Annotated in this window: 24 protein-coding genes and 1 pseudogene; all 25 read right to left on the bottom strand. The window is 34.7% G+C overall.

Features of this window, described 5'->3' with window-relative positions; genetic code table 11:
- Nucleotides 1–38 precede the first annotated feature (38 nt).
- Nucleotides 39–788 (bottom strand): type I methionyl aminopeptidase, encoded by a 750-nt coding sequence (gene map, locus QP548_RS12915; protein WP_003454388.1) that lies wholly within the window; start codon nucleotides 786–788, stop codon nucleotides 39–41.
- Complete coding sequence (locus tag QP548_RS12910) at nucleotides 788–1,438, bottom strand: adenylate kinase (RefSeq protein ID WP_060795073.1); 651 nt, start codon at nucleotides 1,436–1,438, stop codon at nucleotides 788–790. The genes map and QP548_RS12910 overlap by 1 nt, the downstream gene beginning before the upstream one ends.
- 26 nt (nucleotides 1,439–1,464) lie before the next feature.
- On the bottom strand, nucleotides 1,465–2,742 hold the full coding sequence (secY, locus tag QP548_RS12905; protein WP_061429239.1) for a preprotein translocase subunit SecY: 1,278 nt from the start codon (nucleotides 2,740–2,742) through the stop codon (nucleotides 1,465–1,467).
- Nucleotides 2,743–2,744: 2 nt separating this feature from the next.
- Nucleotides 2,745–3,185 carry a 50S ribosomal protein L15 gene (gene rplO / locus QP548_RS12900; protein WP_003454379.1) on the bottom strand — a complete coding sequence of 147 codons (441 nt, stop codon included), beginning with the start codon at nucleotides 3,183–3,185 and terminating at the stop codon, nucleotides 2,745–2,747.
- A 33-nt stretch (nucleotides 3,186–3,218) separates the two neighbouring features.
- The gene (gene rpmD / locus QP548_RS12895; protein WP_034824315.1) at nucleotides 3,219–3,398 is read right to left on the bottom strand and encodes a 50S ribosomal protein L30; all 180 of its coding nucleotides are present in this window, start codon (nucleotides 3,396–3,398) and stop codon (nucleotides 3,219–3,221) included.
- Between the two features lie 5 nt (nucleotides 3,399–3,403).
- Nucleotides 3,404–3,901, bottom strand: a complete 498-nt coding sequence (gene rpsE / locus QP548_RS12890) for a 30S ribosomal protein S5 (RefSeq protein ID WP_003454272.1) — start codon at nucleotides 3,899–3,901, stop codon at nucleotides 3,404–3,406.
- A gap of 20 nt (nucleotides 3,902–3,921) precedes the next feature.
- Nucleotides 3,922–4,281, bottom strand: a complete 360-nt coding sequence (gene rplR, locus QP548_RS12885) for a 50S ribosomal protein L18 (RefSeq protein WP_003454424.1) — start codon at nucleotides 4,279–4,281, stop codon at nucleotides 3,922–3,924.
- Between the two features lie 30 nt (nucleotides 4,282–4,311).
- The gene (gene rplF, locus QP548_RS12880; RefSeq protein ID WP_003454268.1) at nucleotides 4,312–4,851 is read right to left on the bottom strand and encodes a 50S ribosomal protein L6; all 540 of its coding nucleotides are present in this window, start codon (nucleotides 4,849–4,851) and stop codon (nucleotides 4,312–4,314) included.
- A gap of 96 nt (nucleotides 4,852–4,947) precedes the next feature.
- A complete protein-coding gene (gene rpsH, locus QP548_RS12875; protein WP_003454446.1) occupies nucleotides 4,948–5,346 on the bottom strand; it encodes a 30S ribosomal protein S8 in 399 nt (132 codons plus the stop codon).
- A 33-nt stretch (nucleotides 5,347–5,379) separates the two neighbouring features.
- Nucleotides 5,380–5,565 (bottom strand): type Z 30S ribosomal protein S14, encoded by a 186-nt coding sequence (locus tag QP548_RS12870; RefSeq protein ID WP_003470274.1) that lies wholly within the window; start codon nucleotides 5,563–5,565, stop codon nucleotides 5,380–5,382.
- Between the two features lie 16 nt (nucleotides 5,566–5,581).
- A complete protein-coding gene (gene rplE, locus QP548_RS12865; RefSeq protein ID WP_003454431.1) occupies nucleotides 5,582–6,121 on the bottom strand; it encodes a 50S ribosomal protein L5 in 540 nt (179 codons plus the stop codon).
- 22 nt (nucleotides 6,122–6,143) lie between these two features.
- Nucleotides 6,144–6,458, bottom strand: a complete 315-nt coding sequence (gene rplX, locus QP548_RS12860; RefSeq protein ID WP_003454257.1) for a 50S ribosomal protein L24 — start codon at nucleotides 6,456–6,458, stop codon at nucleotides 6,144–6,146.
- Nucleotides 6,459–6,481: 23 nt separating this feature from the next.
- The gene (gene rplN, locus QP548_RS12855; protein ID WP_003454425.1) at nucleotides 6,482–6,850 is read right to left on the bottom strand and encodes a 50S ribosomal protein L14; all 369 of its coding nucleotides are present in this window, start codon (nucleotides 6,848–6,850) and stop codon (nucleotides 6,482–6,484) included.
- Nucleotides 6,851–6,880: 30 nt separating this feature from the next.
- Complete coding sequence (gene rpsQ, locus QP548_RS12850) at nucleotides 6,881–7,135, bottom strand: 30S ribosomal protein S17 (protein ID WP_003454312.1); 255 nt, start codon at nucleotides 7,133–7,135, stop codon at nucleotides 6,881–6,883.
- Between the two features lie 21 nt (nucleotides 7,136–7,156).
- Nucleotides 7,157–7,366: a 50S ribosomal protein L29 gene (gene rpmC, locus QP548_RS12845; protein ID WP_003454396.1), complete on the bottom strand. Its 210-nt coding sequence runs from the start codon at nucleotides 7,364–7,366 to the stop codon at nucleotides 7,157–7,159.
- Complete coding sequence (gene rplP, locus QP548_RS12840) at nucleotides 7,366–7,800, bottom strand: 50S ribosomal protein L16 (RefSeq protein WP_003454381.1); 435 nt, start codon at nucleotides 7,798–7,800, stop codon at nucleotides 7,366–7,368. Before rplP ends, rpmC begins: the two co-directional genes overlap by 1 nt.
- 30 nt (nucleotides 7,801–7,830) lie before the next feature.
- Nucleotides 7,831–8,499: a 30S ribosomal protein S3 gene (gene rpsC / locus QP548_RS12835; RefSeq protein ID WP_003454406.1), complete on the bottom strand. Its 669-nt coding sequence runs from the start codon at nucleotides 8,497–8,499 to the stop codon at nucleotides 7,831–7,833.
- Between the two features lie 20 nt (nucleotides 8,500–8,519).
- A complete protein-coding gene (gene rplV, locus QP548_RS12830) occupies nucleotides 8,520–8,855 on the bottom strand; it encodes a 50S ribosomal protein L22 (protein ID WP_003454177.1) in 336 nt (111 codons plus the stop codon).
- Nucleotides 8,856–8,882: 27 nt separating this feature from the next.
- Nucleotides 8,883–9,164, bottom strand: a complete 282-nt coding sequence (gene rpsS / locus QP548_RS12825; protein ID WP_003454422.1) for a 30S ribosomal protein S19 — start codon at nucleotides 9,162–9,164, stop codon at nucleotides 8,883–8,885.
- Nucleotides 9,165–9,234: 70 nt separating this feature from the next.
- Entirely contained in the window at nucleotides 9,235–10,068 is an 834-nt protein-coding gene (gene rplB / locus QP548_RS12820; RefSeq protein WP_003460473.1) for a 50S ribosomal protein L2, read from the bottom strand.
- Nucleotides 10,069–10,122: 54 nt separating this feature from the next.
- Nucleotides 10,123–10,416 (bottom strand): 50S ribosomal protein L23, encoded by a 294-nt coding sequence (rplW, locus tag QP548_RS12815; protein WP_003454311.1) that lies wholly within the window; start codon nucleotides 10,414–10,416, stop codon nucleotides 10,123–10,125.
- On the bottom strand, nucleotides 10,416–11,030 hold the full coding sequence (gene rplD / locus QP548_RS12810) for a 50S ribosomal protein L4 (RefSeq protein WP_003454270.1): 615 nt from the start codon (nucleotides 11,028–11,030) through the stop codon (nucleotides 10,416–10,418). The genes rplW and rplD overlap by 1 nt, the downstream gene beginning before the upstream one ends.
- Before the next feature lie 24 nt (nucleotides 11,031–11,054).
- On the bottom strand, nucleotides 11,055–11,684 hold the full coding sequence (rplC, locus tag QP548_RS12805; protein ID WP_003476250.1) for a 50S ribosomal protein L3: 630 nt from the start codon (nucleotides 11,682–11,684) through the stop codon (nucleotides 11,055–11,057).
- A gap of 82 nt (nucleotides 11,685–11,766) precedes the next feature.
- On the bottom strand, nucleotides 11,767–12,075 hold the full coding sequence (gene rpsJ / locus QP548_RS12800) for a 30S ribosomal protein S10 (protein ID WP_003479233.1): 309 nt from the start codon (nucleotides 12,073–12,075) through the stop codon (nucleotides 11,767–11,769).
- Nucleotides 12,076–12,771: 696 nt separating this feature from the next.
- Nucleotides 12,772–12,924 (bottom strand): annotated as a pseudogene (locus QP548_RS12795) (elongation factor Tu); the annotation flags it as partial.

Below are 12,924 nucleotides of genomic sequence, written 5' to 3'. Positions count from 1 at the left end.
GCAAATGTTAATTTATAACTAAGCAATATATATTAAAACTATTTTATAAGTGTTAATATTTCAGGACCATTAGGTAAAATTGCAACTGTGTTTTCATAGTGTGCAGAAAGTTTCCCATCTGCTGTTACTACTGTCCAGCCATCATCTAAAGTCTTGACTCTATATGATCCCATGTTTACCATCGGTTCAATAGCTAATACCATTCCTGCCATTAACTTTGGACCTCTGCCTGGTCTACCGAAATTAGGAACTTCAGGATCTTCATGGACTTTTCGGCCAATTCCATGTCCTACAAAGTCTCTAACAACAGAAAATCCATTGGCTTCAACATATTGCTGTATTTCATTAGAAATATCCGTTAATCTATTGTCTACATATGCCTTCTCTATACCTTTAAAAAAGGATTCTTCAGTAATTCTAATAAGCTTTTCTGCCTCTTCTGATATATTGCCTACACCAAAAGTTCTAGCAGCATCACTGTGAAATCCATTTAGACAAACTCCACAATCAATAGAAACAATGTCTCCATCCTTTAATTCATAACTTCCTGGGAAACCATGAATTACTTGATTATTAACAGATATACATAATGAAGCTGGGAAACCATACAATCCTTTGAAGGATGGTGTAGCTCCATGCTTAGTTATAAACTCTTCAGCTATTCTATCTAATTCCGTAGTAGTAATACCAGGTCTTACTTTCTCCTTAAGCAGGTTAAGTGTTTCTCCAAGAATCTTTCCTGCTTTCCTCATTAGGTCGATTTCATTCTCATTCTTAAGAATTATCATTACTTGTCGCTCCCTAATATTTTACAGATACTCTCAAAGACCTCGTTTATTGCTTGTGTTCCATCTACTACTGAAAGTTGCTTTTTGTTTTTATAAAAATCAATTAATGGTTGTGTTTGATTTTCATACACATCAAGTCTTTCCTTAACTGTTTCTTCAGTGTCATCTTTTCTTTGAATAACATCTGATCCGCAAAGATCACATTTTCCATCATTAGCTGGTGGATTAAACTTTATGTGATAACTTGCTCCACATGAAGGACAAACTCTTCTTCCTGTCATTCTTTCAAGTATGAATTCTTTAGGTACTTCTATTAAAAGAGCTGTGTCTATTGACTCTTCTCTTTCAGTTAAGAAGTTATCTAAAGCTTCTGCTTGATGAACTGTTCTTGGGAAACCATCTAATAAATATCCATTCTTACAATCATCTTGTTGAAGTCTATCTTTTACCATGTTGATAGTTACTTCATCTGGAACTAACTGTCCATTATCCATGTATGATTTAGCCTCAATACCTAAAGGAGTGTTCTCTGAAATATTTTTTCTAAAGATATCTCCTGTAGATATATGAGGAATTGAATATCTATTACTAATTGATTTTGCCTGTGTTCCTTTTCCTGCTCCAGGAGGACCTAATAAAACTATCTTCACGGGCATCATCTCCATAACTTGTATTTCTATTTTAAGAATCCTTGGTAATGTCTCATTGTTAATTGAGATTCTAATTGTCTCATTATTTCTAATGAAACAGAAACTAGAATTAACAGTGATGTTCCTCCAAACTGTATTCCTTGGAAAGGAGTATAATTTGCAACTAAAATAGGAACTACTGCTATAATAGCAGCAAAACATCCACCAAACATTGAAATTCTATTTAATACTTTCTCTAAATAAATCTCTGTTGGTTTTCCAGGTCTTATTCCAGGAATGAAACCTGATGATTTATGCATATTCTCAGCCATTTCATCTGGCTTAAATGTTATTTGAGTATAGAACCAAGTAAAGAATATAGTCAGTAATGCATATAATACTGGATACATCCAAGTCTTTGCATTGAAAGGACTGTAAGAAGATCCTGTAATCCATTGTGACCATCCAGCTTCTGGGAAGAATTGAGCTATAGTTGTTGGGAAACTCATAACAGACATAGCAAAGATTATTGCTATAACAGTTGTTCCAATAATACTTAATGGAATATGAGTTGATTGTCCCTTCATCATTTTATTACCTACGGCTTTACCTGCATATTGTACAGTAATCCTTCTTTCAGCTAGTGATAAGTAAATTACACCTGCTAATAAAGCTAATGTAAAGAAAATAAATAATGCTACTTCAACAATATTTATTTTACCTATCTTACTTAAGTTATATATTTGATAACCAGTCATTGGTAAGCTTGATAATATATTTGCAAATATTATCAAAGAAGTACCATTTCCTACTCCTTTAACTGTAATTTGATCTCCTAACCACATTAAGAAAGTAGATCCAACTACTAATGTTAGTAATATTAAAAACATACTAACTGGAGAATTGCTCTTAAGTGCGCCAACATTGTGAATTATCACATAACTTCCATAAGCAGTGATTGCTCCAATAACAATTGAAGCATATCTAGTTATCTTTTGGATTTTCTTTCTTCCGTCATCTCCCTCTTTAGACAATTGTTCTAATTTAGGAATTGCAACTGTTAAAAGTTGCATAATGATTGAAGCATTAATGTATGGTACAACACCTAAAGCGAATATACTAAATCTACTAAAAGAACCACCAGAAATTAAATCATAGAAGCTTACTAAGCTTCCTGATTGTGTTAAAGCTTTTAGACTATCTGTATCAATTCCAGGAACAGGAATATAACTTCCCATCCTGAAAATTGCTATTAAGAATACAGTCCAAATTATTTTTTTTCTTAAATCTTGAACCTTCCAGGCATTACGTAGGGTTGATAGCACGATTATTTCACCTCAACTTTTCCTCCAGCTGCAACTATTTTTTCAGCTGCTTGCTTTGATAACTTGCAACCTGCGATAGTTAAGCTCTTTTCTATGTTTCCATTTCCTAAGATCTTAACTCCGTCCATTAGTTTACTTACTACTCTTCTTTCTAATAGTAATTCTGGAGTAACTTCTGTTCCATTATCGAATATGTTTAATCTATCAACATTGATTGTTACAAAATGTTTTGTAAATGGGTTAGTGAATCCTCTTTTAGGAAGTCTTCTGTATAATGGCATTTGACCACCTTCGAATCCAGGTCTAACTCCACCACCTGATCTAGCATTTTGACCTTTTTCACCTTTTCCGGCATTTCTTCCTAAGCCTGAACCAGTACCTCTACCAACTCTTTTTGGAGCTGATTTACTACCAGCTGCTGGTCTTAATTCATGAAGTTTCATATGTTATTACACCTCCTCTAACGCTCTATTTAATTATGCTTCTTCAACTTTTAGTAGATAACTTATTTTGTTTATCATACCTTTTATTTGAGGAGTTCCCTCATGCTCTACTGTTTTACCTATTTTTCTAAGTCCAAGGGCATGTGCAGTAGCGATATGGTCTTTCTTTCTACCAATTAAGCTTTTAACTAATGTTACCTTTAGCATCGCTATCCCTCCTAACCTATTATCTCTTCAACAGATTTTCCTCTTAATTTAGCTATATCTTCAGCTGTTCTTAAGTTAGCTAATCCGTTGATAGTTGCTTTTACCATGTTTCTTGGGTTGTTTGAACCTAATGATTTAGCTCTAACATCCTTTAATCCTGCTAATTCAAGAACTGATCTTGCAGGACCTCCAGCTATAACTCCTGTACCTTCAGTAGCTGGCATTATAAGTACATCTCCTGTACCGAATTTTCCGTGTATTTCATGAGGAACAGTAGTTCCAACTATTGAAACTTCTACTAAGTTTTTCTTAGCATCTTCTATTCCTTTTCTTATTGCTTCAGGGATTTCGATAGATTTACCAGTTCCAACACCAACGTGTCCGTTCTCGTCTCCAACAACAACTAACGCACTGAATCTGAAGTTTCTACCACCCTTAACAACCTTAGTAACTCTGCTTATACTAACAACCTTTTCTTTAAGGTCTAGTGTGCTAGGATCGATTCTCATGTATTTCCCCTCCTTGTAGATTAGAATTTTAATCCGGCTTCTCTTGCTCCGCTAGCTAAAGCCTCAACTCTTCCGTGATATACGTATCCACCTCTGTCGAATACTACATCATTTATTCCTTTTTCTATAGCTCTTTTAGCAACTAATTCTCCAACTAATTTAGCAGCTTCTTTGTTGCTTCCTTTAACTTCGATAGCTTTATCTAAGCTTGAAGCAGCTACTAAAGTAACAGCATTAACGTCGTCTATTATTTGAGCATATATGTTCTTTTCACTTCTATATACAGATAATCTTGGTCTTTCTGGAGTTCCGAATACCTTCTTACGAACTCTTAGGTGACGTCTTTCTCTTGCTTCTTTTCTGTCTGCCTTTTTGAACATAAGGTTCACTCCTTTCTATATTAGTATTTATTATTTACCAGTTTTACCTTCTTTTCTTCTTATAACTTCATCAGAATACTTGATTCCTTTACCTTTGTATGGTTCAGGTTTTCTCCATGATCTGATGTTAGCAGCAACTGCTCCAACTTTTTCTTTATCGATACCTTCAACGATAACTTTAGTTGTTCCGTCTAATTTGAAGTCTACTCCATCAACTGCTTCAACTTCTACTGGATGTGAATATCCTAAGTTCATAACAAGTTTCTTTCCTTGTAATTGAGCTCTGTATCCAACTCCGTTTAACTCTAAAGTTTTTGAAAAACCTTGGCTTACTCCAACAACCATGTTGTTAAGTAAAGCTCTAGTTAATCCGTGAAGTGCTCTGTGTTCTTTAACGTCACTTGGTCTAGTAACAACTACTTGAGCATCTTCTACAGCTATATTAATGTCTTTGTGCATAGCTTTAACTAACTCACCCTTAGGGCCTTTTACTGTAACAACGTTCTCTGGTGTTACAGTAACAGTTACTCCAGCAGGGATAGCTATAGGCATTTTACCTACTCTTGACATAATGCGCACCTCCTGTGAATTTGGTCCTTATATTTTTTTAAATCATCTCTTTGCTTCAATCTATTTAAATCTATGTTATTTTCTCACTCTAAAAAATTACCAAACGTAGCAGATAACTTCTCCGCCTAATCCTAATTTTCTAGCTTCTCTGTCAACTACTAATCCTTTTGAAGTTGATATTAAAGCGATACCTAATCCGTTTAATACTCTAGGAACTTCATCTTTCTTGCAGTAAACTCTTAAACCTGGTTTTGATATTCTCTTTAAACCAGTTATAACTCTTTCATTGTTTGCTCCGTACTTTAAAGTTAATCTCATCATAGGAACTACACCATCGTTGTACTCCTCTACTCCTTTAAGATAACCTTCTTGTAATAATATATTTACGATAGCCTTCTTAACACTTGAAGAAGGTACTTCAACAACTTCGTGTCTTACTGAGTTCGCGTTTCTCACACGAGTTAGTAAGTCTGCGATAGGATCTGTCATAACCATTATATTGTGCCTCCTTTCATTCTACTAGTTATATTACCAGCTTGCCTTTCTACATCCAGGAATTTCACCTTTGTAAGCTAATTCTCTGAAGCAGATACGGCAAATTCCGAATTTCTTTAATACAGAATGTGGTCTTCCACATAATCTACATCTAGTATACGCTCTAGTTTTGTATTTAGGTTCTTTTTTCCATTTTTCGATCATTGCCTTACGAGCCATGCGTATCCCCTCCTTATTATTGAGCGAATGGCATTCCAAGGAATCTTAATAATTCTCTTGCTTCTTCGTCTGTGTTAGCACTAGTAACGAAGATTATATCCATTCCTCTTACTTTATCTACTTTATCATACTCGATTTCTGGGAATATTAATTGTTCCTTAATTCCTAATGAGTAGTTTCCTCTTCCATCAAATGCTTTAGCTGAAACTCCTCTGAAGTCTCTTACTCTTGGTAAAGCTATTGAAACTAATTTATCTACGAATTCGTACATATTAGTCTTTCTTAAAGTAACTTTACATCCTAAAGCCATGTTCTCTCTTATTTTAAAGTTAGCAACTGACTTTTTAGCTCTTGTTAATACAGGCTTTTGTCCAGCGATTATTTGTAAATCACTAACAGCTGATTCTAGAACCTTAGGATTGTCTTTAGCTTCTCCTACTCCCATGTTTATAACAACTTTTTCTATTTTAGGAACTTGCATTATGTTTTTGTATCCGAACTTTTCCATCATAGCTGGAACTACTTCTTTTTCATATCTTTCTTGAAGTCTATTCACGTAAAGTACCTCCTTTCAAATTTTAGAATGTTTCTCCACACTTCTTACATACTCTTACTTTTGCACCGTCTTCTAATAACTTATGGCTTATTCTTGTAGCCTTTTTGCATTTTTCACAGAATAACATAACTTTTGAGCTGTTTATTGCAGCTTCCATTTCTATTATTCCACCTTGCATGTTTTGTCTATTAGGTTTTTGATGCTTTTTAACTAAGTTAACTCCTTTAACTACTACTTTACCAGTCTTAGGAATTACTCTTAAAACTTCACCAGTTTTTCCTTTATCTTTACCTGATATAACTACTACTGTGTCGTTCTTTCTAACATGTACCTTCATCTTAGCCACCTCCTAATCGTTTATTATAGAACTTCTGGTGCTAATGATAAGATTTTATTGAACTCATTATCTCTTAGCTCTCTTGCAACTGGTCCAAAGATACGAGTTCCTCTTGGTTGCTTATCATCTTTTATTATTACAGCTGCATTTTCATCAAATTTGATGTATGAACCGTCAGCTCTTCTTAGTCCTCTTACTGATCTTACAATAACTGCTTTAACTACTTCGCCTTTTTTAACAACTCCGCCTGGTGTTGCACTTTTAACGCTAGCAACTATTACATCTCCGATATTTCCGAATTTTCTTTTAGATCCGCCTAAAACTCTTATGCACATTATTTCTTTTGCACCTGAGTTATCAGCAACCTTTAGTAAGGTTTGTTGTTGTATCATGAAATTAACCTCCTTTCAGACTTTAGAAAACTATTTTGCTTTCTCTACTATCTCAACAAGTCTCCATCTCTTATCTTTTGATAATGGTCTAGTTTCCATTATAAGAACTCTATCTCCGAATCTAGCCTCATTATTTTCATCATGAGCTTTGAACTTAGTTGTTCTGTTAACAGTTTTTCCGTATAGTGGATGTCTAACCTTTGTTTCAACCGCAACAACGATAGTCTTATCCATTTTATCAGAAACAACTCTACCTAATCTCTTTTTTCTTAAATTTCTTTCCACAGCGGTTACCTCCTTTCAGGATTACTGCTCAATCTTTAACTCTTCTTCTCTTATGATTGTTTTGATTTGAGCTATTGATTTTTTTACTTCTCTGATTCTCATTGGGTTTTCTAATTGACCTGTAGCTAATTGGAATCTTAAATTGAATAACTCAGCTTTAAGGTCTCCTAATTTCTTTATTAAATCTTGAGGATTGCTTGTTCTTAGTTCTTTTAACTCTCTAGCTTTCATTATTCTTCACCACCCATTTCCTCAAAATCTCTTCTTGTAACGAACTTAGTCTTTACAGGAAGTTTGTGTGAAGCAAGTCTCATAGCTTCTCTTGCTTTCTCTTCATCAACTCCAGATAACTCGAATAAAACTCTACCTGGTTTAACTACTGCTACCCAGTATTCAACTGAACCTTTACCTGAACCCATTCTTGTTTCAGCTGGTTTCTCAGTTACAGGTTTGTCTGGGAATATTTTTATCCAAAGCTTTCCGCCTCTTCTTATATATCTATTGATAGCTATTCTCGCAGCTTCTATTTGGTTACTAGTGATCCATCCACAAGTTGTAGCTTGGATTCCGAAATCTCCGTAAGCTAGAAAGTTTCCTCTAGTTGCCTTACCTTTCATTCTACCACGTTGTACCTTACGATGTTTAACTCTTTTAGGCATTAACATGTTATATTCCTCCTTTCTTAGTGCATCCTATTATGCGTTAGCTTCTTCCTTTTTTTCAACTTTTTTAGTTGGAAGAACTTCTCCATTGTAAACCCACACTTTAACACCGATTTTACCGTAAGTTGTATCAGCTTCAGCAAATCCATAGTCGATGTCAGCTCTTATTGTTTGTAGTGGGATTGTTCCTTCATTGTATTGCTCAGTTCTTGCTATTTCAGCTCCACCTAATCTTCCTGAACAAGCAGTTTTAACACCTAATGTGCCAGCTTTCATTGCTCTTTGGATAGTTTGCTTCATAGCTCTTCTGAATGATATTCTCTTTTCTAATTGAGCAGCAATGTTTTCAGCCATTAATTGAGCGTTAGTTTCAGCGTTCTTAACCTCAACAATGTTTATTAAAACATTTTTCTCAGCTATTATATTTTTTAAGCTAGCTTTTAATCTTTCGATTCCTGAACCACCTTTTCCGATGATTACACCTGGCTTAGCTGTGTGTATGTTTAACTTAACTCTTTTAGCTGATCTTTCGATTTCAATCTTAGCGATTCCAGCTGAGAAAAGTTCTTTCTTTATGAATTTTCTTATTTGTTGGTCTTCGATTAAGTTATCAGCAAAATTTTTCTTATCAGCATACCATTTTGCATCCCAATCTTTAATTACACCAACTCTTAGTCCGTGAGGATGTACTTTTTGTCCCATGCTTTTCCCTCCTTACCTTATTAAGCTCTTTCTTTAACAACAAGTGTTATGTTACTTGTTCTCTTGTTTATTCTAAATGCTTTACCATGATCCATTGGTCTGAATCTTTTTAATGTTGGTCCGTGACCTACATGTGCTTCTGCAACGAATAATCTGTTAGCATCTAATTCGTGATTGTTCTCCGCATTAGCTACCGCTGATTTTAAAACTTTGCTTATAACCTCAGCAGCATCTCTTGGAGTATATTTTAAAATTGCGAAAGCTTCGTTTACGTTCTTTCCTCTTATTAAATCAAGAACAACTCCTACTTTAGTTGGAGACATTCTTACATATTTAGCTATAGCTTTAGCTTCCATCTAAAGATCCTCCTTTCCCGGATACTATTATTTTCTCTTTGATGTTTTTTCGTTTTTAATATGACCTTTGAAAGTTCTTGTTAAAACGAATTCTCCTAATTTATGTCCAACCATATCTTCTGTAACATAAACTGGGATATGTTTTCTTCCATCATGAACAGCTATTGTATGGCCTATCATTTGTGGGAATATAGTTGAGCTTCTTGACCAAGTTTTGATAACTTTCTTATCTCCATTTTGGTTCATTTCTTCTATTTTCTTTAAAAGACCTGCATGCACGAAAGGTCCTTTCTTAATTGATCTACTCACTAGAATTTCCTCCCTTCATAAACTTAATTATGCCGCCAAACTGTGAAGAGAATATTTAATTCTCTCCAAACTATTTAGCGTTTCTTCTCTTAATGATGAATCTATCTGAGTATTTTTTGTTCTTTCTAGTTTTGTATCCAAGTGCTGGTTTACCCCATGGAGTAACTGGACTTGGTCTACCGATAGGAGATCTACCTTCTCCACCACCGTGAGGGTGATCGCAAGGGTTCATTACAGAACCTCTAACTGTTGGTCTCCATCCCATGTGTCTCTTTCTACCAGCTTTACCGATATTTACGATCTCATGAGTTGTGTTTGATACTGTTCCAACAGTAGCTTTACATTCGATTCTTACGTATCTCATTTCACCTGATGGTAATCTTAATGTAGCATAGTTTCCTTCTTTAGCCATTAACTGAGCTGAAGTACCTGCTGATCTTACCATTTGGCCACCTTTTCCAGCTTGTAACTCTATGTTATGAACAAAAGTACCTACTGGCATGTGTTTTAATTGAAGAGCGTTACCTGGCTTGATATCAGCCTCTGGTCCTGATACTACTGTATCTCCTACTTTTAAACCTACAGGAGCAAGTATGTATCTCTTCTCTCCATCAGCATAAACAACAAGTGCTATGTAAGCTGATCTGTTTGGATCGTACTCTACTGTAGCAACTTTTGCTGGGATTCCATCCTTATTTCTTTTGAAATCTATTATTCTATATTTTCTCTTAGCTCCACCACCATGGTGTCTAACAGTTATTTTACCTTGTGCGTTTCTACCACCAGTTTTCTTTAAAGAAACAAGAAGTGACTTCTCTGGTGCATTTGTAGTAACTTCTTCAAATGTTGGCATAGTCATTTGTCTTCTTGATGGTGTAGTTGGATTAAACTTTTTAAGTGCCATTATTGTCCCTCCTTCTTATAGCTTATCTGGCCTTCAACCAATACCTGCTTTTTATTATTGCATTCCTTCGAAGAATTCGATGCTGCTACCTTCTGCTAAAGTTATAACAGCTTTTTTGAAGTCAGCTCTTTTTCCGATGTGAACTCCAACTCTCTTAGTTTTTCCTTCGAATCTCATAGTCTTAACGTCAGCAACTTTTACGTTGAAAACTTCTTCTACAGCTCTCTTTATTTGTACTTTGTTAGCTGCCATATGAACTATGAAGGTGTATTTATTTTCAGCCATAGCTGCCATACTCTTTTCAGTTATAACTGGTTTTCTGATTATATCATGGCTTGTTAACTTCATTATGCGTACACCTCCTCAATTTTGTTTACAGCTTCTTTAGTTATCATTAATGTTTTGCAGTTTAATAAATCATAAACATTGATGTTGTTAACAGGCATAACTGTTACACCTTCTATGTTTCTTGCTGATTTATATACATTTTCATTAACTTCAGCTGTTATTATTAATGTCTTCTTAGCTTCGAAAGCATTTAACATTTTAACTGCTTCCTTAGTTTTTGGAGCTTCGAAAGTTAAGTCTTCTAAAACAACCATATCTGCAACTTTGCTAGTTAAAGCAGAAGTCATAGCTACTTTTCTCATGCTCTTTGGTATTGACATTCTGTAATCTCTTGGTTTTGGTGCAAATACAACTCCACCTTTGATCCATTGAGGCGCTCTGATAGAACCTTGTCTTGCTCTACCTGTTCCTTTTTGTCTCCAAGGCTTGATTCCGCCTCCTCTTACCTCAGATCTTGTTTTAGCTGATTGAGTACCTTGTCTCTTGTTAGCTAATTGAGCTACTACTACTTGGTGTAAAGCATATTTGTTTACTTCTACTCCGAATACTTGCTCATTTAATTGGATATCTCCAACTTGTTGTCCTTCTTTATTAAATAAACCTACTTTAGGCATTACGCTTCCTCCTTTCTACAGAAATTAAGCCTTAACGCTGTTTCTTATAACTACTGTGCCTTTATTTGGACCTGGGATTCCACCCTTAATTAAGATGATGTTCTTTTCAGGCATTATCTTAACAACTTCTAAGTTAAGAACAGTTGTGTTCTTAGCTCCCATATGTCCAGGCATTCTTTTGTTCTTGAAAGTTCTTGATGGGTCTGAAGCAGCTCCCATTGAACCTGGTGCTCTGTGGAATTTAGAACCGTGAGACATTGGTCCTCTACTAGCATTCCATCTTTTGATTGTACCTTGGAATCCCTTACCTTTAGAAACTCCTGATACGTCTACTTTGTCTCCAATTTCAAATGTGTCAACCTTTATTTCGTCTCCAACATTGTAATTAGCAACGTCTTCCATTCTGAACTCTTTTAAAGTTCTTCTTAAAGAAACACCTGCTTTAGCGAAATGTCCTTTTCTTGGTTTGTTAACTAATTTTTCTCTTAATTCACCGAATCCAACTTGTATTGCGTCATATCCATCAGTTTCAACTGTTTTCTTTTGAACTACAACACATGGACCAGCTTCAACTACAGTTACAGGGATTACTCTACCATTCTCATCGAATATTTGAGTCATTCCAACTTTTTTACCTATTATAGCTTTTTTCATGTGGTTACACCTCCTAAACATATTAGCGGATTGCCTCTGCAATCATAACAGTTCAATCTCTTAATTCAATCTAAATAAACTATTAAAGTTTTATTTCGATATCAACACCTGCTGGTAAGTTTAATCTCATTAATGCATCAACAGTTTTTGGTGATGGATTAACGATGTCTATTAATCTCTTATGAGTTCTTACTTCGAACTGCTCTCTTGAGTCTTTGTACTTATGTACAGCTCTTAAGATTGTTATAACGTCTTTTTCAGTTGGTAGTGGAACTGGTCCAACAACCTTTGCTCCTGTAGACTTAGCAGTTTCAACAATTTTCTCAGCTGATTGATCTAATATTGTATGATCAAATGCTTTTAATCTTATTCTTATTTTTTGTTTTGACATTTGGTTTCCCTCCTTTTCATGTACGCTTTACTTCTAACGCACAACAGTAAGCATTGTGTAAACTGTCCCTGGTGTTTCACACTTTAGACATGCACACGTAACCCCTGTCGTCGGATTCTAGATCCTAACATGCTCATCAAGAATTACCCGGAAGTCCGGCAACCTCTTGATTCATCGCTGTTCGCTTTACAACTTCTTCATTATACTATGTATATTATGTTTTTTCAAGTATTTTTTTAGAAGTTTTAACATATACATTTATGTACTATCTTTACCCCAAAACCGTTCAAAAAAATAAAGCACTAATATTAATAATATACTATTTTTTTAATTTTTCAACAAGAATTTTATTCCTAAAAAAAATTTTATATTATTATTCTTACCAAAAATATTTTTCCTAAATTATATTATATTTATTTTTTCTATAAAATCAACAAAAAAATAAAAGAGAGGATAATCTATCCCCTCTTTTATATTAAAGGCCTATTTAATGAACACTCTTTTAAATTAAAAACTATTGCGCGTTAATTTTAGATTTTAAAGAGTCTTCTAATATATACGTCTATATATTAGAAACTTTTCTTAGTTAACCCTCAGCTTATAAACTTTTGCGCTAAGTATATAAGTGAGTTTTAACTAAGCATAAATTCCCGTTGTTCATCGGTACTAATAAAAAATTTATTTAAAAAGTTAAAATTACTCGATTATTGAAGTAACAACTCCTGAACCTACAGTTCTTCCACCTTCTCTGATAGCGAATCTTAATCCTTCGTCCATAGCGATTTCTGTGATTAATTCAACTTCCATGTCGATGTGGTCTCCAGGCATAACCATTTCCATTCCTTCTGG

The organism is Clostridium sp. UMB9555A (assembly GCF_030222355.1).
In the GTDB taxonomy this organism is placed as follows: Bacteria; Bacillota; Clostridia; order Clostridiales; family Clostridiaceae; genus Sarcina; species Sarcina perfringens.
This window is presented reverse-complemented; position numbering and strand designations above follow the sequence as displayed.

What these genes read in the sequence shown, in the direction of transcription:
- rplN (WP_003454425.1), bottom strand. Translation starts at nt 6,850, where the DNA reads ATGATACAACAACAAACCTTACTAAAGGTTGCTGATAACTCAGGTGCA.
- rplF (WP_003454268.1), bottom strand. Translation starts at nt 4,851, where the DNA reads ATGTCAAGAGTAGGTAAAATGCCTATAGCTATCCCTGCTGGAGTAACT.
- map (WP_003454388.1), bottom strand. Translation starts at nt 788, where the DNA reads ATGATAATTCTTAAGAATGAGAATGAAATCGACCTAATGAGGAAAGCA.
- rplX (WP_003454257.1), bottom strand. Translation starts at nt 6,458, where the DNA reads ATGAAGGTACATGTTAGAAAGAACGACACAGTAGTAGTTATATCAGGT.
- rplO (WP_003454379.1), bottom strand. Translation starts at nt 3,185, where the DNA reads ATGAAACTTCATGAATTAAGACCAGCAGCTGGTAGTAAATCAGCTCCA.
- rpsE (WP_003454272.1), bottom strand. Translation starts at nt 3,901, where the DNA reads ATGAGAATCGATCCTAGCACACTAGACCTTAAAGAAAAGGTTGTTAGT.
- rpsJ (WP_003479233.1), bottom strand. Translation starts at nt 12,075, where the DNA reads ATGTCAAAACAAAAAATAAGAATAAGATTAAAAGCATTTGATCATACA.
- rplB (WP_003460473.1), bottom strand. Translation starts at nt 10,068, where the DNA reads ATGGCACTTAAAAAGTTTAATCCAACTACACCATCAAGAAGACAAATG.
- rplP (WP_003454381.1), bottom strand. Translation starts at nt 7,800, where the DNA reads ATGTTAATGCCTAAAAGAGTTAAACATCGTAAGGTACAACGTGGTAGA.
- rplW (WP_003454311.1), bottom strand. Translation starts at nt 10,416, where the DNA reads ATGAAGTTAACAAGCCATGATATAATCAGAAAACCAGTTATAACTGAA.
- rplV (WP_003454177.1), bottom strand. Translation starts at nt 8,855, where the DNA reads ATGGAAGCTAAAGCTATAGCTAAATATGTAAGAATGTCTCCAACTAAA.
- rplC (WP_003476250.1), bottom strand. Translation starts at nt 11,684, where the DNA reads ATGAAAAAAGCTATAATAGGTAAAAAAGTTGGAATGACTCAAATATTC.
- rplD (WP_003454270.1), bottom strand. Translation starts at nt 11,030, where the DNA reads ATGCCTAAAGTAGGTTTATTTAATAAAGAAGGACAACAAGTTGGAGAT.
- QP548_RS12870 (WP_003470274.1), bottom strand. Translation starts at nt 5,565, where the DNA reads ATGGCTCGTAAGGCAATGATCGAAAAATGGAAAAAAGAACCTAAATAC.
- rpsH (WP_003454446.1), bottom strand. Translation starts at nt 5,346, where the DNA reads ATGGTTATGACAGATCCTATCGCAGACTTACTAACTCGTGTGAGAAAC.
- rplR (WP_003454424.1), bottom strand. Translation starts at nt 4,281, where the DNA reads ATGTTCAAAAAGGCAGACAGAAAAGAAGCAAGAGAAAGACGTCACCTA.
- rpsC (WP_003454406.1), bottom strand. Translation starts at nt 8,499, where the DNA reads ATGGGACAAAAAGTACATCCTCACGGACTAAGAGTTGGTGTAATTAAA.
- rpmC (WP_003454396.1), bottom strand. Translation starts at nt 7,366, where the DNA reads ATGAAAGCTAGAGAGTTAAAAGAACTAAGAACAAGCAATCCTCAAGAT.